Annotated in this window: 23 protein-coding genes; 22 read left to right on the forward strand and 1 reads right to left on the reverse strand. The window is 41.9% G+C overall.

Features of this window, described 5'->3' with window-relative positions:
- Positions 1-36: 36 nt before the first annotated feature.
- The 21 genes from V470_00825 to V470_00925 all read left to right on the forward strand — a co-directional run bounded on the left by V470_00825 (position 37) and on the right by V470_00925 (position 17,762).
- Positions 37-402, forward strand: a complete 366-nt coding sequence (locus V470_00825; GenBank protein AHZ46996.1) for a superoxide dismutase — start codon at positions 37-39, stop codon at positions 400-402.
- 69 nt (positions 403-471) lie between these two features.
- Positions 472-1,413, forward strand: coding sequence for a competence protein CglA (locus tag V470_00830; protein AHZ46997.1), 942 nt, complete (start codon positions 472-474; stop codon positions 1,411-1,413).
- A complete protein-coding gene (locus tag V470_00835) occupies positions 1,361-2,377 on the forward strand; it encodes a competence protein CglB (GenBank protein AHZ46998.2) in 1,017 nt (338 codons plus the stop codon). The genes V470_00830 and V470_00835 overlap by 53 nt, the downstream gene beginning before the upstream one ends.
- A gap of 1 nt (position 2,378) precedes the next feature.
- Positions 2,379-2,702 carry a competence protein ComGC gene (locus V470_00840; protein ID AHZ46999.1) on the forward strand — a complete coding sequence of 108 codons (324 nt, stop codon included), beginning with the start codon at positions 2,379-2,381 and terminating at the stop codon, positions 2,700-2,702.
- Entirely contained in the window at positions 2,665-3,099 is a 435-nt protein-coding gene (locus tag V470_00845; GenBank protein ID AHZ47000.1) for a competence protein CglD, read from the forward strand. Before V470_00840 ends, V470_00845 begins: the two co-directional genes overlap by 38 nt.
- Positions 3,062-3,364, forward strand: coding sequence for a hypothetical protein (locus V470_00850; protein AHZ47001.1), 303 nt, complete (start codon positions 3,062-3,064; stop codon positions 3,362-3,364). The genes V470_00845 and V470_00850 overlap by 38 nt, the downstream gene beginning before the upstream one ends.
- On the forward strand, positions 3,327-3,788 hold the full coding sequence (locus V470_00855; GenBank protein ID AHZ47002.1) for a competence protein ComGF: 462 nt from the start codon (positions 3,327-3,329) through the stop codon (positions 3,786-3,788). Before V470_00850 ends, V470_00855 begins: the two co-directional genes overlap by 38 nt.
- Entirely contained in the window at positions 3,766-4,179 is a 414-nt protein-coding gene (locus V470_00860) for a competence ComGF domain protein (protein ID AHZ47003.1), read from the forward strand. The genes V470_00855 and V470_00860 overlap by 23 nt, the downstream gene beginning before the upstream one ends.
- 32 nt (positions 4,180-4,211) lie before the next feature.
- Positions 4,212-4,802 (forward strand): methyltransferase, encoded by a 591-nt coding sequence (locus tag V470_00865; GenBank protein ID AHZ47004.1) that lies wholly within the window; start codon positions 4,212-4,214, stop codon positions 4,800-4,802.
- 58 nt (positions 4,803-4,860) lie between these two features.
- Entirely contained in the window at positions 4,861-5,814 is a 954-nt protein-coding gene (locus tag V470_00870) for a DNA methyltransferase (protein ID AHZ47005.1), read from the forward strand.
- A gap of 50 nt (positions 5,815-5,864) precedes the next feature.
- The gene (locus tag V470_00875; GenBank protein AHZ47006.1) at positions 5,865-7,055 is read left to right on the forward strand and encodes an acetate kinase; all 1,191 of its coding nucleotides are present in this window, start codon (positions 5,865-5,867) and stop codon (positions 7,053-7,055) included.
- A 149-nt stretch (positions 7,056-7,204) separates the two neighbouring features.
- The gene (locus tag V470_00880; GenBank protein AHZ47007.1) at positions 7,205-7,576 is read left to right on the forward strand and encodes a ribonuclease P; all 372 of its coding nucleotides are present in this window, start codon (positions 7,205-7,207) and stop codon (positions 7,574-7,576) included.
- A complete protein-coding gene (locus tag V470_00885; GenBank protein ID AHZ47008.2) occupies positions 7,545-8,378 on the forward strand; it encodes a membrane protein in 834 nt (277 codons plus the stop codon). Before V470_00880 ends, V470_00885 begins: the two co-directional genes overlap by 32 nt.
- 14 nt (positions 8,379-8,392) lie before the next feature.
- Entirely contained in the window at positions 8,393-9,379 is a 987-nt protein-coding gene (locus tag V470_00890) for a DNA-binding protein (GenBank protein ID AHZ47009.1), read from the forward strand.
- A gap of 55 nt (positions 9,380-9,434) precedes the next feature.
- Positions 9,435-10,058 (forward strand): ribonuclease P, encoded by a 624-nt coding sequence (locus V470_00895; protein ID AHZ47010.1) that lies wholly within the window; start codon positions 9,435-9,437, stop codon positions 10,056-10,058.
- Positions 10,059-10,176: 118 nt separating this feature from the next.
- The gene (locus tag V470_00900; protein ID AHZ47011.1) at positions 10,177-12,153 is read left to right on the forward strand and encodes a transketolase; all 1,977 of its coding nucleotides are present in this window, start codon (positions 10,177-10,179) and stop codon (positions 12,151-12,153) included.
- A gap of 117 nt (positions 12,154-12,270) precedes the next feature.
- Positions 12,271-12,591, forward strand: a complete 321-nt coding sequence (locus V470_00905; protein AHZ47012.1) for a preprotein translocase subunit YajC — start codon at positions 12,271-12,273, stop codon at positions 12,589-12,591.
- A gap of 48 nt (positions 12,592-12,639) precedes the next feature.
- Positions 12,640-13,083, forward strand: a complete 444-nt coding sequence (locus V470_00910) for a phosphatase (GenBank protein ID AHZ47013.1) — start codon at positions 12,640-12,642, stop codon at positions 13,081-13,083.
- Entirely contained in the window at positions 13,070-13,483 is a 414-nt protein-coding gene (locus tag V470_00915) for a membrane protein (GenBank protein AHZ47014.1), read from the forward strand. The genes V470_00910 and V470_00915 overlap by 14 nt, the downstream gene beginning before the upstream one ends.
- A gap of 296 nt (positions 13,484-13,779) precedes the next feature.
- On the forward strand, positions 13,780-16,431 hold the full coding sequence (locus V470_00920) for an acetaldehyde dehydrogenase (protein ID AHZ47015.1): 2,652 nt from the start codon (positions 13,780-13,782) through the stop codon (positions 16,429-16,431).
- A 320-nt stretch (positions 16,432-16,751) separates the two neighbouring features.
- Positions 16,752-17,762 carry a glyceraldehyde-3-phosphate dehydrogenase gene (locus V470_00925; protein AHZ47016.1) on the forward strand — a complete coding sequence of 337 codons (1,011 nt, stop codon included), beginning with the start codon at positions 16,752-16,754 and terminating at the stop codon, positions 17,760-17,762.
- 66 nt (positions 17,763-17,828) lie between these two features.
- Here V470_00925 and V470_00930 read toward each other — a convergent pair whose 3' ends face one another.
- Positions 17,829-18,665: a pseudouridine synthase gene (locus tag V470_00930; GenBank protein ID AHZ47017.1), complete on the reverse strand. Its 837-nt coding sequence runs from the start codon at positions 18,663-18,665 to the stop codon at positions 17,829-17,831.
- Between the two features lie 125 nt (positions 18,666-18,790).
- Here V470_00930 and V470_00935 point away from each other — a divergent pair, with 125 nt between their 5' ends.
- A complete protein-coding gene (locus V470_00935; protein AHZ47018.1) occupies positions 18,791-20,986 on the forward strand; it encodes a penicillin-binding protein in 2,196 nt (731 codons plus the stop codon).
- Positions 20,987-21,193: the final 207 nt, after the last annotated feature.

A 21,193-nucleotide genomic window follows, 5' to 3' on the forward strand; every position in this document is an offset into this window, starting at 1 on the left:
TTAGATATAATATACGATACAAAGGAAGTAGTAAGAATGTATCGTGTTATAGAAATGTATGGGGATTTTGAACCGTGGTGGTTCATAGAAGGTTGGGAAGAAGATGTCATCATGAGTCAATCTTTTGACAAGTATTATGATGCTCTAAAATATTATAAATCATGTTGGTTTGAGCTGGAAAAGAAGAATCCTCTTTATAAGAGTCGGAGTGATTTGATGACTATTTTTTGGGATCCTGCCGACCAACGCTGGTGTGATGAGTGTGATGAGTATTTGCAGCAGTACCATTCTTTGGCACTTTTACAGGATGAGCAAGTCATTCCCGATGAAAAGCTACGTCCAGGCTACGAAAAACAAACAGGTCAAGAAAAGCACCGTTCTTGCCGCATGAAATGGAGATAAAAAGTAACTTTTAAAAGTTGCTTTTTATTTTTTTCAATTTTTTGCGAATAGTTAGATAAGGAGGGCGGTATGGTACAAGAAATTGCACAGAAAATTATTGCTACTGCTAAGGAAAAAGGAGCTCAGGATATTTATTTTATCCCCAAAGAAGAGTCCTATGAGCTTCACATGCGGGTTGGAGACGAACGATGTCTAGTTGACTCCTATAAGTTTGATGTTTTAGCTGCAGTGATTAGTCATTTTAAGTTTGTAGCGGGTATGAATGTAGGGGAGAAGAGACGTAGTCAGCTGGGATCTTGCGACTATCAGCATGGGGAGAAGGTGTCTTCTCTGCGTTTGTCTACCGTAGGAGATTATCGGGGACATGAGAGTTTGGTTATTCGTTTGTTGCACGACGAAGAGCAGGACCTGCATTTCTGGTTTCAGGATATGAACGAACTGGGTGAGCAGTACAGGCAACGGGGCCTCTACCTTTTTGCGGGTCCAGTTGGAAGTGGCAAGACGACCTTGATGCACGAATTAGCCAAGTCTCTGTTTATGGGGCAACAGGTTATGTCCATCGAAGATCCTGTCGAAATCAAGCAGGACGACATGCTCCAGTTGCAGTTGAATGAGGCGATTGGCTTGACCTATGAAAATCTGATCAAACTGTCTCTCCGGCATCGTCCGGACCTCTTGATTATTGGTGAAATTCGGGATAGCGAGACGGCGCGTGCAGTTGTCAGAGCCAGTTTGACAGGGGCGACAGTTTTTTCAACCATTCATGCCAAGAGTATCCGAGGTGTTTATGAACGCCTTCTGGAGTTGGGTGTGACGGAGGAGGAACTAGCAGTTGTCCTGCAAGGAGTCTGCTACCAGAGATTAATCGGGGGAGGAGGAATCGTTGACTTTGCAAACAAAGACTATCAAGAACACCAGCCAACTAGCTGGAATGAGCAGATTGATCAGCTTCTTAAAGATGGACATATCACAAGTCTTCAGGCTGAAACGGAAAAAATTAGCTACAGCTAAGCAGAAGAAAATCATCACTTTGTTTAACAACCTCTTCTCCAGTGGCTTTCATTTGGTGGAAATTATTTCTTTCTTGGGAAGAAGTGCCCTGCTGGAAAAGGACTATGTGGCCCAGATGCACCAAGGCTTATCTCAGGGGGAATCTTTCTCAGAAATGATGAACAGCTTGGGTTTTTCAAGTGCTATTGTGACCCAATTATCCCTAGCTGAAGTTCACGGGAATCTCCATCTGAGTCTGGAAAAGATAGAAGAATATCTGGACAATCTGGCCAAGGTCAAGAAAAAGTTAATCGAAGTGGCGACTTATCCCCTGATTTTGCTGGGATTTCTCCTGCTAATCATGCTGGGATTGAGAAACTATTTGCTGCCTCAACTGGACAGTAGCAATATCGCCACTCAAATCATTGGCAATCTGCCACAAATTTTTCTAGGACTAGTGTTGGTTTGCTCTCTATCTTTACTTTTAGCCCTCGCTTTTTACAAAAGAAGTTCCAAGATGCGGGTTTTCTCGATGTTGGCACGGGTTCCCTTTATAGGAATCTTTGTCCAGACCTATCTGACGGCTTATTACGCGCGTGAATGGGGCAATATGATTTCACAGGGGATGGAGCTGACGCAGATTTTTCAGATCATGCAGGAACAGGGTTCTCAGCTCTTTAAAGAAATCGGTCAAGATTTGGCTCAAGCCCTGCAAAATGGCCGCGAATTTTCTCAAACCATAGCGACCTATCCTTTCTTTAAAAAGGAGTTGAGTCTCATCATCGAGTATGGGGAAGTCAAGTCCAAGCTGGGGAGTGAGTTGGAAATCTATGCTGAAAAAACTTGGGAAGCCTTTTTTACCAGAGTTAATCGTACCATGAATCTGGTACAGCCACTGGTTTTTATCTTTGTGGCCCTGATTATCGTTTTACTTTATGCGGCAATGCTTATGCCCATGTATCAAAATATGGAGGTAAATTTTTAAAATGAAAAAACTCATGACAAATTTAAAAAAAGCCAAGGTTAAAGCTTTCACGTTGGTAGAAATGTTGGTGGTTTTGCTTATCATCAGTGTTCTTCTCTTGCTCTTTGTGCCCAATTTGACCAAGCAAAAGGATGCCGTCGATGACAAAGGAAAAGCTGCTGTTGTCAAGGTCGTAGAAAGCCAGGCAGAGCTCTATAGTCTGGACAAGAATGAAGATGCTAGCCTTAGCAAATTACAAGCAGACGGTCGTATCACAGCTGAGCAAGCCAAAGCTTATAAAGACTACCATGCAAAACAAAAAACAAGTCAAACTGTTGCAGATTAAGGCCTTTACCATGCTGGAAAGTCTCTTGGTTTTGGGACTTGTAAGTATGATTGCCTTGGGCTTGTCCGGTTCTGTCCAGTCCACTTTTGCAGCGGTAGAGGAGCAGATTTTCTTTATGGAGTTTGAAGAACTCTATCGGGAAACACAAAAACGCAGTCTAGCCAGTCAGCAAAAGACCAGCTTGAACTTAGATGGACAGACGATCAGTAATGGCAGTCAAAACTTGACAGTTCCTAAAGGAATTCAGGCACCATCAGGACAAAGCATTATATTTGACCGAGCTGGGGGCAATTCGTCCCTGGCTAAGGTTGAATTTCAGACAAGTAAAGGAGCGATTCGCTATCAATTATATCTAGGAAATGGAAAAATTAAACGCATTAAGGAAACTAAAAATTAAGGCAGTGATCTTACTAGAAGCAGTAGTAGCGCTAGCCATATTTGCCAGTATTGCAACCCTCCTCTTGGGACAAATTCAGAAAAATAGGCAGGAAGAGGCAGAAATCTTGCAAAAAGAAGAAGTCTTACGTGCGGCTAAGATGGCTCTGCAGACAGGTCAAAATCAGGTAAACATAAACGGAGTGGAGATTCAGGTATTTTCTAGTGAAAAAGGATTGGAGGTCTACCATGGTTCAGAGAAGTTGCTCGACCTTAAAGAGCAGTAAGGTAAGAGCGTTCACTCTATTAGAATCTCTGATTGCCCTTATCGTCATTAGCGGAGGCTTGCTCCTTTTTCAAGCTATGAGTCAGCTCCTCATTTCAGAAGTTCGTTACCAGCAGCAAAGCGAGCAAAAGGAGTGGCTCTTGTTTGTGGATCAACTGGAGGCAGAGTTAGAGCGTTCGCAGTTTGAAAAGGTAGAAGGCAATCGCCTCTATTTAAAACAAGATGGTAAGGATATCTCTATAGGGAAGTCTAAATCGGATGATTTTCGAAAAACGGATACCAGCGGACGGGGCTACCAACCTATGGTTTATGGACTTAAATCAGCTCAAATTACAGAGGAAAATCAATTGGTTCGCTTTCGTTTCCAATTTCAAAAAGGCTTAGAAAGGGAATTCATCTATCGTGTGGAAAAAGCAAAAAGTTAAGGCAGGCGTTCTTTTATATGCAGTTACCATGGCAGCTATTTTTAGCCTTTTGTTGCAGTTTTATTTGAATCGGCAAGTCGCCCATCACAAAGACTTTGCCCTAAACAAAGAAAAGTTGGCTGCTTTTGCCATGGCCAAGCGAAGTAAAGATAAGGCTGAGCAAGAAAGTGGGGAACGAGTCTTCAACTTAGGAAAAGTCAGGTATCACAATACGAAAACAGGTTTTGCAACAAGTGTTCGTATGAATAAGGGCAACTATGAATTTCTCTTTCCTCCGATGAAAACCCAAGAAAAGAAAACAGCTAAAAAGGAAGAGGTAGCGACTGATTCAAGCAATCAAGCAGGGAAGAAAAAATCAGAAGAAAAGCCTGAAAAGAAAGCCAATGCCTAGGCAATTCAACTACTTTGTGCTAAACTAAAAGCATGAGACATGATTTTAATCACAAAGCAGAAACCTTTGATTCGCCCCAAAATATCTTTCTTGCAAACTTGGTTTGTCAAGCGGTCGAGAAACAGATTGCCCTTCTATCAGACAAGGAAATATTGGACTTTGGTGGTGGGACGGGTCTATTAGCCTTGCCCCTAGCCAAGCAGGCCAAGTCGGTTACCCTTGTAGACATCTCGGAGAAAATGCTGGAGCAAGCCCGTTTGAAAGCAGAGCAACAAGACATCAAGAATATCCAGTTTTTGGAGCAGGATTTACTGGCAAATCCCTTGGAACAGCAATTTGACCTGATTGTTGTCAGTCGGGTTCTTCATCATATGCCTGATCTAGATGCAACTCTTGCCATGTTTTACCATCACCTTAGGGAGAAGGGACAAGTCCTCATTGCTGATTTTGTCAAGACAGATACCAACCACCACGGCTTTGAATTGGCTGAACTGGAAACCAAGCTCGCCCAGTTTTGTTTTTCAAGTATTGACAGTCAGATTCTCTATAGTGCTGAAGGTCTTTTCCTAGGAAATTACGCAGAACTCTTTTTAGCAGTAGCCCAAAAATCACTCGCTGACTAAAGCAGTGATTTTTTCTCTTCAGATGGAAAAAAGGAGGGAAATTTGATAAGATAGGAATATGGATTTTGAAAAAATTGAACAAGCTTATACGTATTTACTAGAGAATGTCCAAGTCATCCAAAGTGATTTGGTGACCAACTTTTATGACGCCTTGGTAGAGCAAAACAGTATCTACCTAGATGGCGAGACCGAACTAGAGCAGGTCAAGGAGAACAATCAAGCCCTTAAACGCTTAGCGCTTCGAAAGGAAGAGTGGCTCAAGACTTACCAGTTTCTCTTGATGAAGGCAGGACAAACGGAACCTTTACAGGCCAATCACCAGTTTACGCCGGATGCCATTGCCCTCCTCTTGGTACTTGTTGTAGAAGAGTTGTTTGAACAAGAGGAAATTAGCATCCTCGAAATCGGTTCTGGTATGGGGATTTTGGGGGCTACTTTCTTGACTTCTCTTGCTAAAAAAGTAGATTACTTGGGAATCGAAGTGGATGACTTGCTGATTGATTTGGCAGCCAGTATGGCAGATGTGATTGGTTTGCAAGCTGGTTTTGTCCAAGGAGACGCCGTTCGTCCGCAAATGCTTAAAGAAAGCGACGTGGTCATCAGCGACTTGCCTGTAGGCTATTACCCAGACGATGCCATCGCTTCTCGCTATCAAGTGGCTTCTAGTCAAGAGCATACCTATGCCCACCATTTGCTAATGGAACAAGGCCTCAAGTACCTTAAGTCAGATGGCTATGCAATTTTTCTAGCTCCGAGTGATTTATTGACCAGTCCTCAAAGTGATTTATTAAAAGGGTGGCTCAAAGACGAAGTGAGTCTGGCTGCTATCATCGCTCTGCCAGAGGATATTTTCTCAACTGCAAGCCAAGCTAAAAGTATTTTTGTCTTACAGAAGAAAAGAGACAAGGAAATAGAACCCTTTGTCTACCCTCTTACTAGCTTGCAAGATCCGTCAGTTTTGTTGACCTTTAAAGAAAATTTTCAAAATTGGAGCAAAGGTACTGAAATATAAAAGAGATTTTGTTATAATAGATGAAAACGCTTAAAAAGAGGTATCATCTTATGACAAAAACAATTGCAATCAATGCAGGAAGCTCAAGCTTGAAATGGCAACTTTATCAAATGCCTGAGGAAAAAGTTTTGGCTAAAGGCTTGATTGAACGTATTGGATTGAAAGATTCCATTTCAACAGTAAAATTTGACGGTCGTTCGGAGCAACAAATTCTTGATATTGAAGACCATACACAAGCCGTTAAAATTTTATTGGATGACTTGATTCGTTTTGACATTATCAAAGGGTACGACGAAATTACAGGTGTCGGCCACCGCGTCGTTGCAGGTGGTGAATATTTCAAGGAATCAACAGTTGTTGAGGGAGATGTGTTAGAAAAAGTTGAGGAATTGGGACTCTTGGCTCCCCTTCACAATCCAGCTAACGCAGCTGGAATTCGCGCATTTAAGGAATTGCTGCCAGATATTACCAGTGTTGTCGTATTTGATACTTCATTCCACACAACCATGCCAGAGAAGGCTTATCGCTACCCTCTACCAACTAAATACTACACAGACAACAAGGTTCGTAAATATGGTGCCCACGGGACAAGTCACCAGTTTGTCGCAGGAGAAGCAGCGAAACTTTTGGGTCGTCCTCTAGAAGACTTGAAATTGATTACCTGCCATATTGGTAACGGGGCTTCTATCACAGCTGTTAAGGGTGGGAAGTCTGTAGATACTTCTATGGGATTCACACCACTTGGCGGTGTGATGATGGGAACTCGTACAGGAGATATTGACCCTGCTATCATCCCTTATCTCATGCAATATACAGAGGACTTTAACACGCCTGAAGATATTAGTCGCGTTCTCAATCGTGAATCAGGCCTTATGGGAGTTTCTGGTCAGTCAAGCGATATGCGTGATGTGATTGCTGCTATGGAAGCAGGAGACCATGATGCGACTTTGGCTTATGAAATGTATGTTGATCGTATCCAAAAACATATCGGCCAGTACCTTGCAGTCCTAAATGGAGCAGATGCGATTATCTTCACAGCAGGGATTGGTGAAAATGCAGCTTTGGTTCGTGAGGATGTCATTTCAGGTATCTCTTGGTTTGGTTGTGATGTGGATCCAGAAAAGAACGTCTTTGGCGTAACGGGAGACATCTCAACTGACGCAGCGAAAATCCGTGTCTTGGTTATTCCAACAGATGAAGAATTGGTGATTGCACGCGATGTTGAGCGCTTGAAAAAATAAGTAAATACACGTAAAATTAGATTGTGAAAAGAAGTTGGGAAAGAGATTTTCCAGCTTTTTTTATGTAGAAAATGTCTAAAACCTTGCTGTTATTGGCTTTTTCAAAAAATATGGTATAATAGTAGTAATTTAATAGATGGAGTTGAGTTTTGAAGAAAAGCTTTCGTGTAAAAAGAGAGAAAGATTTTAAGGCGATTTTCAAGGACGGAACAAGTTTTGCCAATCGAAAATTTGTTGTCTACCAATTGGAAAACCAGCAAAACCATTTTCGAGTAGGACTGTCTGTCAGCAAAAAGCTGGGAAATGCAGTTACCAGAAATCAAATCAAGAGACGAATCCGGCACATTCTACAAAGTGTAAAAGGGAGTTTAGTAGAGCATGTTGATTTTGTCGTGATTGCCCGAAAAGGGGTTGAAACCTTGGAATATGCAGAGATGGAGAAAAATCTACTCCACGTATTAAAGTTATCAAAGATTTACCAGGAAGGAAATGGGAGTGAAAAAGAAACTACAGTTGACTAGTTTGTTGGGCTTGTCCTTGTTTATCATGACAGCCTGTGCAACAAATGGTACAGCTAGCGATATAACAGCAGACTCAACAGACTTTTGGAGCAAATTCGTCTATTTTTTTGCTGAAATTATCCGCTTTTTGTCCTTTGACATTAGTATCGGAGTGGGGATTATCCTCTTCACAATCTTAATCCGGACGATTTTATTGCCGGTCTTTCAGACACAGATGGTTGCCTCTAGAAAAATGCAAGAGGCTCAACCACGTATTAAGGCTTTGCGAGAGCAATATCCGGGTCGTGATATGGAAAGTAGAACCAAGCTAGACCAGGAGATGCGCAAGGTTTATAAAGAGTTAGGGATCAAGCATTCATCCTCTCTCTGGCCAATTTTAATACAAATGCCGGTCCTCTTGGCACTCTTTCAAGCCTTGAGTCGAGTAGACTTTTTGAAAACAGGTCACTTTTTATGGATTAATTTGGGAGGAGTAGATACAAGTTTTGTCCTTCCGATTTTGGCGGCAGTCTTTACCTTCTTGAGTAGCTGGTTATCGAATAAAGCTTTGTCCGAAAAAAGTGGAGCTACGACAGGGATGATGTATGGTATGCCCGTATTGATCTTTGTTTTTGCCATCTCCGCCCCAAGTGGTGTAGCTTTGTACTGGGCTGTATCCAATGCTTATCAAGTTCTGCAAACCTATTTCTTGAACAATCCTTTCAAGATTATTGCTGAAAGAGAAGCAGTGGCGCAAGCAGAAAAAGATTTAGAAGGCAAGAAGAGAAGAGCTTTGAAAAAAGCACAGAAAAAGAAAAAATAAGGAGGAATCTGATAATGGTATTATTTACAGGTCCAACGGTTGAAGAAGCAATCCAAAAAGGATTGAAAGAATTAGACATTCCAAGAATGAAGGCCCACATCAAGGTCGTTTCAAAAGAGAAAAAAGGATTCTTAGGCTTGTTTGGTAAGAAGCCAGCTCAAGTTGATATCGAAGCTATTAGTGAAACGACAGTGATCAAAGCCAATCAGCAGGCCATTAAAGGGGTTCCAAAAGAAGTCAATGAAAAAAATGAACCCGTGAAAACAGTAAGTGAAGCAACTGTTGATTTGGGGCATGTAGTTGAAGCGATTAAGAAGATTGAAGAAGAAGGTCAAGGTGTTTCTGAAGAGGTCAAGGCTGAAATCCTGAAAAATGAAAAACATGCCAGCACGATTTTGGAAGAAACAGGTCATATTTCAATTTTAAATGATTTGGAACCAGAGGATACTGCCGAGGAAGTGGAATCTGCTCCAGAAAAAGAAACTGAAACGCAGGAAGCAACAAGCCAATCTTTGGAAGATTTAGGCTTGAAAGTAGAACCAAGTTATGACATCGAACAAGTGGCAACTGAAGTAGCTAACTACGTTCAAACCATTGTAGATGATATGGATGTTGAAGGGACGATTTCAAGTGACTACAATCGCCGCACCATCAATCTTCAAATTGACACGAATGAACCAGGCCGTATTATCGGCTATCACGGAAAAGTCTTGAAAGCTCTTCAACTATTGGCGCAAAATTACCTTTATAATCGCTATTCAAGAACCTTCTACATCACAATCAATGTCAATGATTACGTTGAACACCGTGCAGAAGTCTTGCAAACCTACGCTCAAAAATTGGCGACTCGCGTTTTAGAAGAAGGGCGTAGCCAACAAACTGATCCAATGTCAAATAGCGAACGCAAGATTATCCATCGCATTATTTCACGCATGGATGGCGTGACGAGTTACTCTGAAGGTGACGAGCCAAATCGCTATGTTGTCGTAGATGCAGAATAAGCAAAGCAAAATCAGGTTCATCCTGATTTTTTGCTAGGAAAGGAAAGATTCAGATATGCTGAAAGCAGTTAGAGAATACCTATCATTTGCAGGAGTTCAGTACCGTAATCCTGATAAAGCTGGCGATGAAAGAGAAAAGATGTTGGATTTGCGGCAAAAAGGTCAAGAGGCTCGGAAGTCTTTTACAGAACTTGCCAATACCTTTCAAGCTAATCATCCAGAATGGCAACTGCAACAGACTAGTCAGTGGATGAACCAAGCGCAACGCTTGCGGCCGCATTTCTGGGCCTATCTACAGAGAGACGGACAAGTGACAGAACCTATGATGGCTCTTCGTTTGTATGGAACACCTGCTGACTTTGGGATTTCTTTGGAAGTCAGTTTCATCGAGCGCAAGAAAGACGAACAGACCTTAGACAAACAAGCCAAGGTTTTAGAACTTCCAGTGGTAGAAGGAATTTATTATCTAGTCTACTCAAATGGGGAAAGTCATAAGGTGGAGGCTAATGAAGAAAATCGTCGTACTTTACGAGAGAAGTTGAGAAATCAGGAAGTTCGTAAAGTCTTAGTCAAGTCAGATGTTTCCCTCATTGAAAATCAGTCAGTAGAAGCGATATTGGAGGAGCTAGAAGATGCTTATACGCGCTTGCTCCCTTACTATGAGGTGACGAGGGAATAGACAAATTAAATGTGTTAGATGAACGCAAATTGTTTTATTGCTATTCTATGCATTTTTTCATATAATAGTAAAATAGGATGTGTGATTCATTAATCACCTCAAAGAGAAAGGAAATTCTATGTCAAATCTATCTGTTAATGCAATTCGTTTTCTAGGTATTGACGCCATCAACAAAGCAAACTCAGGTCACCCAGGGGTGGTTATGGGGGCTGCTCCAATGGCCTATAGCCTCTTTACAAAGCAACTTCGTATCAATCCAGCTCAACCAAACTGGATCAACCGCGACCGTTTTATTCTTTCAGCAGGACACGGCTCTATGCTCCTTTATGCCCTTCTTCACCTTTCTGGTTTTGAAGATGTTAGCATGGATGAAGTCAAGAACTTCCGCCAATGGGGTTCAAAAACGCCAGGTCACCCAGAATTTGGCCATACAGCAGGGGTTGACGCTACAACTGGTCCTCTAGGACAAGGAATTTCTACTGCTACTGGTTTTGCCCAAGCAGAACGTTTCTTAGCAGCCAAATATAACCGCGAAGGCTTCAATCTCTTTGACCACTATACTTATGTGATCTGTGGAGATGGAGATTTGATGGAAGGTGTCTCAAGTGAGGCGGCTTCATACGCAGGGTTGCAAAAACTTGACAAGTTGGTGGTTCTTTATGATTCAAATGACATCAACTTGGATGGTGAGACAAAAGATTCCTTCACAGAAAGTGTTCGTGATCGTTACAATGCCTACGGTTGGCATACAGCCTTGGTTGAAGATGGAACAGACTTGGAAGCTATCCATGTTGCTATCGAAACAGCTAAAGCTTCAGGCAAACCATCTTTGATTGAAGTGAAGACTGTGATTGGATATGGTTCTCCAAACAAACAAGGAACTAATGCGGTACACGGTGCTCCTCTTGGAGCAGATGAAACTGCAGCAACTCGCCAAGCGCTCGGTTGGGACTATGAACCATTTGAAATTCCAGAGCAAGTTTATGCTGATTTCAAGGAAAATGTTGCAGATCGTGGCGCATCAGCTTATCAAGCTTGGACAAAACTAGTTGCTGATTATAAAGAAGCTTATCCAGAACTTGCTGCAGAAGTAGAAGCTATCATTGACGGGCGCGACCCAGTTGAGGTAACTCCAGCAGACTTCCCAGCCTTAGAAAATGGTTTCTCTCAAGCTACTCGTAATTCAAGCCAAGATGCTTTGAATGTTATCGCAGCTAAGTTGCCAACTTTCCTAGGTGGATCCGCTGACCTCGCTCACTCAAACATGACTTATATCAAGACTGATGGACTTCAAGATGACGCTAATCGCTTGAACCGCAACATTCAGTTTGGTGTTCGTGAATTTGCAATGGGAACGATCTTGAACGGGATGTCCCTTCACGGTGGACTTCGTGTATACGGAGGTACTTTCTTCGTCTTCTCTGACTATGTGAAAGCAGCTGTCCGCTTGTCAGCCTTGCAAGGACTTCCTGTGACTTATGTCTTTACTCACGATTCAATCGCAGTTGGTGAAGATGGTCCAACTCACGAACCAGTTGAACACTTGGCAGGTCTTCGTGCCATGCCAAATCTAAACGTTTTCCGCCCAGCAGATGCGCGTGAAACTCAAGCAGCTTGGTACCTTGCCGTGACAAGCGAAAAAACACCAACTGCCCTTGTCTTGACACGTCAAAACTTGACTGTTGAAGAAGGAACAGACTTTGACAAAGTTGCGAAAGGTGCCTATGTTGTCTATGAAAATGCAGCAGACTTTGACACTATCTTGATTGCGACTGGTTCAGAGGTGAATTTGGCGGTCGCAGCTGCCAAAGAATTGGCTAGTCAAGGTGCAAAAGTCCGTGTAGTCAGCATGCCATCAACAGATGTCTTTGACGCACAAGATGCAGCATACAAGGAAGAAATCCTTCCAAATGCAGTTCGCCGTCGTGTTGCAGTCGAAATGGGTGCAACCCAAAACTGGTACAAATATGTTGGTCTTGATGGTGCCGTTCTCGGTATTGATACCTTTGGAGCATCTGCCCCAGCACCAAAAGTATTGGCAGAGTACGGATTTACAGTTGAAAATCTAGTCAAAGTCGTTCAAAACTTGAAATAATCGCAGAAATCAGAGTGAAAACTCTGATTTTTTATAACCATAAAAACAAGGCACAATCTTGTAAAAGTAGTTGAAATTTGATATAGTAGTCCTATGTAAAATACAAAGGAGAAAATAATGAATCCAAATATTACTTTTTTAATCATGCTTGTAGGTATGTTTGCCTTGATGTTCTTTATGCAACGTTCTCAAAAGAAACAAGCTCAAAAGCGTATGGAAAGCTTGAACAAGCTTCAAAAAGGCTATGAAGTCATTACAATCGGTGGACTCTACGGAACAGTGGATGAAGTCGATACTGAGAAACAAACAATCGTACTTGATGTAGATGGGGTCTACTTGACTTTTGAATTGGCTGCTATCAAGACAGTGTTGCCACTCAAAGAAGCTGTGACGCCAGAAGGAACAGTTGTTGACGAAGGCGGAGCAATCGAAGAATAAAACGGGATTCTATCACTCCCGTTTTTCTATGATATGAGAGGAAAAGGGATGAAAAAAATAGTATTTGTGTGCTTAGGAAATATTTGCCGTAGCCCCATGGCAGAGTTTGTGATGAAGTCCATGACGAGTGATTATCAAGTTGAGAGTCGTGCAACTTCGTCTTGGGAACATGGCAATCCGATTCATAAGGGAACGCAGGCGATTTTCCAGCAGTATCAGATCCCGTATGACAAAGATAAAACATCGCTTCAGATTGGCAGAGAAGACTTTGAATCGTTTGATTATATTATCGGTATGGATGCTTCAAACCTTTCAGATCTGCGTCACATGTGTCCTCAGGAACTACAGTACAAAATTTACTCTTTTGCATCTGAAAGTGTCCCAGATCCTTGGTATACAGGAGATTTTGAGGAAACCTATACTCGTATCACAAGTGGATGTCAAAGCTGGCTAGATCGATTAGAAAAAGAGAGTGACAATGGAAAAGCTTAAACAATTTTATGAGAAGTGTAGAGTTTACCTAACTCGTCCTAGGATAGAGCTCATTGCAGTTGTCGTAATGGTAATCTGTGCTCTTTCGGTATTTCTGCTAAATACGCCTAAAAAGGGTGTCCTGACACTTGATAGTGGAGCTCTTGTTTATGATGGCACCTTGGTACGAGGGAAAATGAATGGTCAAGGAACCCTGACCTTTGAAAATGGAGACCGATATACAGGTGATTTCAATAATGGTGCCTTTAATGGAAAAGGGACTTTCCAATCAAAAGATGGCTGGAAATACGAAGGTGATTTTGTAAATGGTCAGGCTGAAGGTCAAGGGAAGTTGACTACAGAGCAAGAAGTCGTTTATGAAGGAACCTTTAAGCAAGGCGTTTTTCAGCAAAAACAGTAGTCTCCAAGTTAGGAGACTATTTTTTAAAACCAGCAAGAAAGCGCTTTCTAAAGTTGGTTCAGAAAAATGGGAATGATAAAGGGAAAGCTTTGTGAAATAAAAAAAATTTCTCCATAATTTCACAATCATCCGGCCAAAACTCTATTGCACAGCCATATTGAGAAAAAAATCACAATTTCAGAAAAATTCTTTGTGAAATACTTATGAAACTGTTTACAAAGCATAAAAAAAGAGTTATAATAAACTTGTGAAAAAATTAACAAAGGATAACATCCTTAAAGGCTATGGAGGATAATATGGCTGATAAAAAAACAGTAACACCAGAGGAAAAGCAACTTGCTGCTGAGAAGCATGTCGACGGTCTCGTGAAAAAAGCCTTGGTTGCGCTTGATGAAATGCGCAAGTTGAACCAAGAGCAAGTTGACTATATCGTGGCAAAAGCTTCGGTTGCAGCACTTGACGCACATGGTATCCTTGCACAACATGCAGTTGAAGAAACTGGCCGTGGGGTATTTGAAGACAAGGCAACAAAAAACCTATTTGCCTGTGAACACGTAGTGAACAATATGCGTGGAGTTAAAACAGTTGGAGTTATTGAAGATGATCCAATTACAGGTTTGACAAAGATTGCGGAGCCTGTCGGGGTAATCTGTGGTGTCACTCCTACCACAAACCCAACTTCAACAGCGATTTTCAAATCACTCATTGCTTTGAAAACACGTAACCCAATCGTTTTCGCTTTCCACCCATCAGCTCAAGAATCATCAGCACACGCAGCACAAATCGTTCGCGATGCAGCCATCGCAGCCGGTGCACCTGAAAACTGTGTACAATGGATTACAAAGCCATCCATGGAAGCAACTGGAGCGCTAATGAACCACGAAGGTGTTGCAACTATCCTCGCAACTGGTGGGAATGCTATGGTTAAAGCTGCATACTCATGTGGAAAACCAGCTCTTGGGGTAGGTGCCGGAAACGTTCCTGCCTATGTGGAAAAATCAGCTGACCTTCGTCAAGCGGCTCATGACATCGTGATGTCTAAATCATTTGATAATGGGATGGTCTGTGCATCAGAACAAGCGGTTATCATTGATAAAGAAGTATATGACGAATTTGTAGAAGAATTCAAATCATATCACACTTACTTTGTAAACAAAAAAGAAAAAGCCCTTCTTGAAGAATTCTGTTTCGGTGTGAAAGCTAACAGCAAAAACTGTGCAGGTGCTAAACTAAATGCAAACATCGTTGGTAAACCAGCAGCATGGATTGCTGAACAAGCAGGATTTAGCGTTCCAGAAGGAACAAACATCTTGGCTGCAGAATGTGCAGAAGTAGGACCAAAAGAACCATTGACTCGTGAAAAATTGTCACCAGTTATCGCTGTCCTAAAAGCTGAAGATACAGAAGACGGTCTTAAAAAAGCTCGTCAAATGGTTGAGTTTAACGGACTTGGTCACTCAGCAGCCATCCATACAAAAGACGAAGCTCTTGCTAAACGCTTTGGTACAGAAATCAAAGCAATGCGTATTATCTGGAACTCTCCATCTACTTTCGGTGGTATCGGGGACGTATACAATGCCTTCATTCCATCATTGACACTTGGATGTGGTTCATATGGACACAACTCAGTCGGTGATAACGTGAGTGCGATCAACCTTCTAAACATCAAGAAAGTAGGGAAACGTAGAAATAATATGCAATGGTTTAAAGTTCCTTCAAAAATTTACTTCGAACGCAACTCTATCCAATACCTTCAAACATGTGAAGATATTGAACGCGTTATGATTGTTACAGACAAATCGATCGAAAAACTTGGTTTTGTTCAACGCATTATTGACCAATTGAACAAACGCAGCAACCGTGTAACTGTCCAAGTCTTCTCAGACGTTGAACCAGACCCAGATATCACAACTGTAGAACGTGGTACTGAAGTAATGAGAGCATTTGAACCAGACACAATCATCGCTCTTGGTGGTGGTTCTCCAATGGATGCAGCGAAAGTAATGTGGCTCTTCTACGAACAACCACAAATCGACTTCCGTGACTTGGTTCAAAAATTCATGGACATCCGTAAACGTGCCTTCCGCTTCCCATCACTTGGTAAAAAAGCGAAGTACATCGGTATCCCAACAACTTCAGGTACAGGTTCAGAAGTAACACCATTTGCCGTTATCTCTGATAAGAAAAACAACCGTAAATACCCATTGGCTGACTACTCATTGACACCAACTATTGCCATTGTTGACCCTGCTTTGGTTGAGTCAGTTCCAGACTTCATCGCAGCTGATACAGGTATGGACGTCTTGACTCATGCTACTGAAGCCTACACTTCAAACTTTGCTAACGACTACACAGACGGTATCGCCCTTCAAACAATCAAACTTGTATTTGAATGGTTGGAAAAATCTGTTAAGACAGCTGACCCAGAAGCACGTGAAAAAATGCACAATGCATCTACAATGGCTGGTATGGCCTTTGCCAATGCCTTCCTTGGTATGAGCCACTCAATGGCCCACAAGATCGGTGCGGTTCACCATACTGTTCACGGACGTACAAACGCAATCTTGCTTCCATACGTTATCCGTTACAATGGTACTCGCCCATCTAAGACGACTACATGGCCTAAGTATAACTACTGGAAAGCTGACGAAAAATTCCAAGATATTGCTAGAATGCTTGGATTGCCTCACTCAACTCCAGAAGAAGCGGTTGAAGCTTATGCCAAAGCAGTTTACGATCTTGGTGAAGCAGTTGGAATCACAATGAACTTCAAAGGCTTTGGAATCGATGAAAAAGCTTGGAAAGACAGCTTGCATGAAATTGCCTTACTTGCTTATGAAGACCAATGTTCACCTGCTAACCCTCGCTTGCCAATGGTAGCTGACATGGAAGAAATCATGGCAGATGCTTACTATGGTTATGCAGAACGTCCAGGACGTCGTAAATAATCGTTTATCAGCCTAGAGGCAGGAAATATCCTGTCTCTCTTTTTTGTAAACTCTGAAAGCGTTGAAATTGGAGTTTCACCTTGAAATAAAGAGAATATACAGATATTATAAAAGATTCTAGAGATATACTTTGAAAATAAAAAAATGGATGAATAAAAAGGGGGAGAAAAAGTAGAAAAGCTGGAGAGAAAATCAACGCCCGTACTTGCAATTAAACTCAAATAGTTATATAATAGGTTTGTTGAAAGGTGATTTGTAGTGATTCAAGTTACTCTTTTCACAATAAAATTTTCATGATTTTCATAAGGAGGAAATCACTAATGGTAGTTAAAGTTGGTATTAACGGTTTCGGCCGTATCGGTCGTCTTGCTTTCCGCCGTATCCAAAACGTAGAAGGTGTTGAAGTTACTCGCATCAACGACCTTACAGATCCAGTTATGCTTGCACACTTGTTGAAATACGACACAACTCAAGGTCGTTTTGACGGTACTGTAGAAGTTAAAGAAGGTGGATTCGAAGTTAACGGTAAATTCGTTAAAGTTTCTGCTGAACGTGATCCAGAACAAATCGACTGGGCTACTGACGGTGTAGAAATCGTTCTTGAAGCAACTGGTTTCTTTGCTAAGAAAGCAGCGGCTGAAAAACACTTGCACGCTGGAGGAGCTAAAAAAGTTGTTATCACTGCTCCTGGTGGAAACGATGTTAAAACAGTTGTATTTAACACTAACCACGACGTTCTTGACGGTACTGAAACAGTTATCTCAGGTGCTTCATGTACTACAAACTGCTTGGCTCCAATGGCTAAAGCTCTTCAAGACAACTTCGGTGTTGTAGAAGGATTGATGACTACTATCCACGCTTACACTGGTGACCAAATGATCCTTGACGGGCCACACCGTGGTGGTGACCTTCGCCGTGCTCGCGCTGGTGCTGCAAACATCGTTCCTAACTCAACTGGTGCTGCTAAAGCTATCGGTCTTGTAATCCCAGAATTGAACGGTAAACTTGACGGATCTGCACAACGTGTTCCAACTCCAACTGGATCAGTTACTGAATTGGTAGCAGTTCTTGAAAAGAACGTTACTGTTGATGAAGTGAACGCAGCTATGAAAGCAGCTTCAAACGAATCATACGGTTACACAGAAGATCCAATCGTATCTTCAGATATCGTAGGTATGTCTTACGGTTCATTGTTTGACGCAACTCAAACTAAAGTTCTTGATGTTGACGGTAAACAATTGGTTAAAGTTGTATCATGGTACGACAACGAAATGTCATACACTGCACAACTTGTACGTACTCTTGAATACTTCGCAAAAATCGCTAAATAATTCTTGAGTCGATAAAAGCAAGGCCTTCTGGTCTTGCTTTTTTGTATAGAAAAATGAATGATAGTGTCATCCATTTTGTTTTAATTCTATTTCGAAAGTATCCGAGAGGGCAGTGAAACTCAATTTTTCTAAGGTGAGTGGATGAGTAAAGGAGAGTCGAAAGGCGTGGAGCATCAGCCGGCTCGTTTTTGATCTAGAGTTATAGAGAGGATCGCCCAGGATAGGATGCTTGTGATGAGAGAGGTGAACACGGATTTGATGTGTTCGACCGGTCTTTAGTTTGCAACGAACAAGGGTAGTCTTGTTTGGGAATTGTTTTAATCGACTGATATGTGTTTCAGCATATTGTCCATTTTTTGCATCAACTATTCTTTTTCTACGATCGTGGCGATCACGGCCGATTTTATCTCGGAAGATAAGTTCTTTACTCTCTACTCGCCCTTCTATAAGTGCCCAGTACTCACGAACGATTTCCTTTTTTTCCAACAAATGATTGAGAATGGGTAAGATAAAAGGATTTTTAGCAAAAAGCACTAAACCGCTTGTTTCCATGTCCAGGCGATGAACGACATAGCAGGTTTGACCAACGTAGGCAGAGACATGGTTGAGAAGGGCAATTTCATTAGGTTGATTTCCGTGAGTTTTCATGCCTTCGGGCTTGTTGACGATAATGAGATGTTGGTCTTGATAAATCTCTTGAACGAGGTCTGGATTGCCCCAAAGGATTTCTTTTTGGGGATAATCTTCCTCGTCAAAAGTCAACTGGCAAATGTCCCCTGGCTTGACCATCTCGTTCCAGTGAATTTCTTTGTGGTTAATTAGGATGTTCTTCTTTATTCTCAAAAAATGGCGGATTTTTCTAGGGATGAGGAGTTGTTCCTCTAAGAATTGTTTGACCGTCATTTGAGGCAAGGATTCGGGTAATGTAAATGTGAATTGCATACAGATATTGTAACAAAAAAAGCCCTATTTGGATAGGGAGTAGCTAAATTCTTGAGTTCCTATGGTGAAGATGATAAAATAAACGCATGAAATTAGATAAATTATTTGAGAAGTTTCTTTCTCTCTTTAAAAAAGAAACGAATGAATCAGCGGAGTCTGATTCGACTAGCATGCGCCGTTCACGGAGCGATAGAAAAAAATTGTCCCAAGTAGGCCCGATTCGGAAATTTTGGCGCCGTTATCATCTGACAAAAATTGTCATCATTTTAGGGTTAAGTGCAGGTTTGCTAGTAGGAACCTACCTATTTGCGATAGCCAAGTCGACCAATGTCAATGACTTGCAAAATGCCTTGAAAACGCGAACTCTGATTTTTGACCGCGAAGAAAAAGAGGCAGGAGCCCTATCAGGTCAAAAGGGAACCTATGTTGAACTGACAGATATTAGTAAAGACTTGCAGAATGCTGTCGTCGCGACAGAGGACCGTTCCTTTTATAAAAATGATGGGATTAACTACGGTCGTTTCTTTCTAGCCATCCTTACAGCGGGTCGTTCTGGAGGGGGTTCCACCATCACTCAACAGTTGGCGAAAAATGCCTATCTTTCCCAGGACCAGACCGTTGAACGGAAGGCCAAGGAGTTTTTCCTTGCCTTAGAGTTGACAAAGAAATACAGCAAGGAGCAAATCCTTACTATGTACCTCAATAACGCCTACTTTGGAAATGGAGTATGGGGCGTTGAAGATGCAAGTAAGAAATATTTTGGTGTATCGGCTTCACAACTAACGCTTAATCAGGCGGCTACTCTAGCAGGGATGCTCAAGGGACCAGAATTGTACAATCCATTAAATTCTGTTGAAACTTCGACCAACCGTAGGGATACTGTTTTGCAAAATATGGTTGCAGCGGGCTATATTGATAAAAATCAAGAAACCGAAGCGGCTGGAGTAGATATGGCTTCTCAACTGCAAGATAAGTATGAAGGCAAAGTTTCGGATTATCGTTACCCGTCCTATTTTGATGCAGTTGTCAACGAAGCAGTTTCCAAGTACAATCTCACAGAAGAAGAGATTGTCAACAACGGCTATCGAATCTACACAGAGCTTGACCAAAACTACCAAGCAAACATGCAGGTTATTTACGAAAACACTTCGCTATTTCCAACGGCAGAAGATGGAACGCATGCCGAATCAGGTAGTGTTGCTCTAGAGCCTAAAACGGGTGGAGTGCGTGGAGTTGTTGGCCGTGTAGCTGGTGATGACAAACCAGGCTTCCGCAATTTCAACTATGCCACTCAGTCTAAGCGTAGCCCAGGCTCAACTATTAAACCTTTAGTCGTTTATACACCCGCAGTAGAAGCAGGATGGGCCTTGAACAAGCAACTGGATAATCATACGATGCAGTACAACAGTTATCAAGTAGATAACTATGCGGGTATTAAGACATCTCCAGAAGTACCTATGTATCAGGCCTTGGCGGAATCACTCAACCTGCCAGCTGTTGCGACTGTAAATGAATTAGGTATTGACAAAGCTTTTGACGCTGGGGAGAGATTTGGTCTGAATATGGAAAAAGTTGACCGAGTTCTTGGAGTTGCTCTTGGTGGAGGTGTGGAAACGAATCCTCTCCAGATGGCGCAAGCCTATGCAGCCTTTGCTAATGGAGGTTTGATGCCTGAAGCACATTTCATCACTCGTATTGAAAATGCCAGCGGCCAGATCATCAAGAGTCATAAAAACTCCCAAAAACGAGTGATTGATAAGTCGGTAGCCGATAAAATGACCAGCATGATGCTAGGAACATTTACCAATGGTACAGGAATTAGTTCGTCACCGGCAGATTATGTTATGGCTGGTAAAACAGGTACGACTGAAGCTGTTTTCAACCCAGAATATACCAGTGACCAGTGGGTGATCGGCTATACTCCGGATGTGGTAATCAGCCACTGGCTCGGTTTCCCAACAACAGATGAGAACCATTATCTAGCAGGTTCGACCTCCAATGGAGCAGCCCATGTCTTTAGAAGTATGGCTAATACCATTTTACCTTACACTACAGGTAGCACTTTTACAGTTGAGAATGCTTATAAACAAAATGGTATTGAACCAGAAAATACGAAAAAGCAGGTTGTTGAAAATGAGACAAACCAGTCTGAGGACCCAATAGGAGATATTCGTAGTCGTGCACAAAATCTTGTAGATGAAGCAGGTCGTGCGATTTCAGAAGCTAAAATAAAAGAAAAAGCCCAGACAATATGGGACTCAATCCTTAATCTATTTCGTTAAGAGGCTTGTCAAAGCCTAGGTTTCTTGTTATAATAGATAAGATGGAGGCGTTATGGCACTAAAAAAAGCAAGCCTAGCTTGTGCAGTTTGTGGTTCAAGGAATTATTCAATCAAAATTAGTGGGAACCCCAAGCCAACACGACTAGAAGTAAATAAATTTTGTAAACATTGTGGAAAATATACGACACATAGAGAAACGAGATAGGA

It is taken from the genome of Streptococcus sp. VT 162, from assembly GCA_000688775.2.
Taxonomy (GTDB): domain Bacteria; phylum Bacillota; class Bacilli; order Lactobacillales; family Streptococcaceae; genus Streptococcus.

Bases quoted from the DNA above. Each gene is read 5' to 3' on its own strand.
- V470_00825 (AHZ46996.1), top strand. From the start codon at position 37: ATGTATCGTGTTATAGAAATGTATGGGGATTTTGAACCGTGGTGGTTC.
- V470_00830 (AHZ46997.1), top strand. From the start codon at position 472: ATGGTACAAGAAATTGCACAGAAAATTATTGCTACTGCTAAGGAAAAA.
- V470_00835 (AHZ46998.2), top strand. From the start codon at position 1,361: ATGGACATATCACAAGTCTTCAGGCTGAAACGGAAAAAATTAGCTACA.
- V470_00840 (AHZ46999.1), top strand. From the start codon at position 2,379: ATGAAAAAACTCATGACAAATTTAAAAAAAGCCAAGGTTAAAGCTTTC.
- V470_00845 (AHZ47000.1), top strand. From the start codon at position 2,665: ATGCAAAACAAAAAACAAGTCAAACTGTTGCAGATTAAGGCCTTTACC.
- V470_00850 (AHZ47001.1), top strand. From the start codon at position 3,062: ATGGAAAAATTAAACGCATTAAGGAAACTAAAAATTAAGGCAGTGATC.
- V470_00855 (AHZ47002.1), top strand. From the start codon at position 3,327: ATGGTTCAGAGAAGTTGCTCGACCTTAAAGAGCAGTAAGGTAAGAGCG.
- V470_00865 (AHZ47004.1), top strand. From the start codon at position 4,212: ATGAGACATGATTTTAATCACAAAGCAGAAACCTTTGATTCGCCCCAA.
- V470_00870 (AHZ47005.1), top strand. From the start codon at position 4,861: ATGGATTTTGAAAAAATTGAACAAGCTTATACGTATTTACTAGAGAAT.
- V470_00875 (AHZ47006.1), top strand. From the start codon at position 5,865: ATGACAAAAACAATTGCAATCAATGCAGGAAGCTCAAGCTTGAAATGG.
- V470_00885 (AHZ47008.2), top strand. From the start codon at position 7,545: ATGGGAGTGAAAAAGAAACTACAGTTGACTAGTTTGTTGGGCTTGTCC.
- V470_00890 (AHZ47009.1), top strand. From the start codon at position 8,393: ATGGTATTATTTACAGGTCCAACGGTTGAAGAAGCAATCCAAAAAGGA.
- V470_00895 (AHZ47010.1), top strand. From the start codon at position 9,435: ATGCTGAAAGCAGTTAGAGAATACCTATCATTTGCAGGAGTTCAGTAC.
- V470_00900 (AHZ47011.1), top strand. From the start codon at position 10,177: ATGTCAAATCTATCTGTTAATGCAATTCGTTTTCTAGGTATTGACGCC.
- V470_00905 (AHZ47012.1), top strand. From the start codon at position 12,271: ATGAATCCAAATATTACTTTTTTAATCATGCTTGTAGGTATGTTTGCC.
- V470_00910 (AHZ47013.1), top strand. From the start codon at position 12,640: ATGAAAAAAATAGTATTTGTGTGCTTAGGAAATATTTGCCGTAGCCCC.
- V470_00915 (AHZ47014.1), top strand. From the start codon at position 13,070: ATGGAAAAGCTTAAACAATTTTATGAGAAGTGTAGAGTTTACCTAACT.
- V470_00920 (AHZ47015.1), top strand. From the start codon at position 13,780: ATGGCTGATAAAAAAACAGTAACACCAGAGGAAAAGCAACTTGCTGCT.
- V470_00925 (AHZ47016.1), top strand. From the start codon at position 16,752: ATGGTAGTTAAAGTTGGTATTAACGGTTTCGGCCGTATCGGTCGTCTT.
- V470_00930 (AHZ47017.1), bottom strand. From the start codon at position 18,665: ATGACGGTCAAACAATTCTTAGAGGAACAACTCCTCATCCCTAGAAAA.
- V470_00935 (AHZ47018.1), top strand. From the start codon at position 18,791: ATGAAATTAGATAAATTATTTGAGAAGTTTCTTTCTCTCTTTAAAAAA.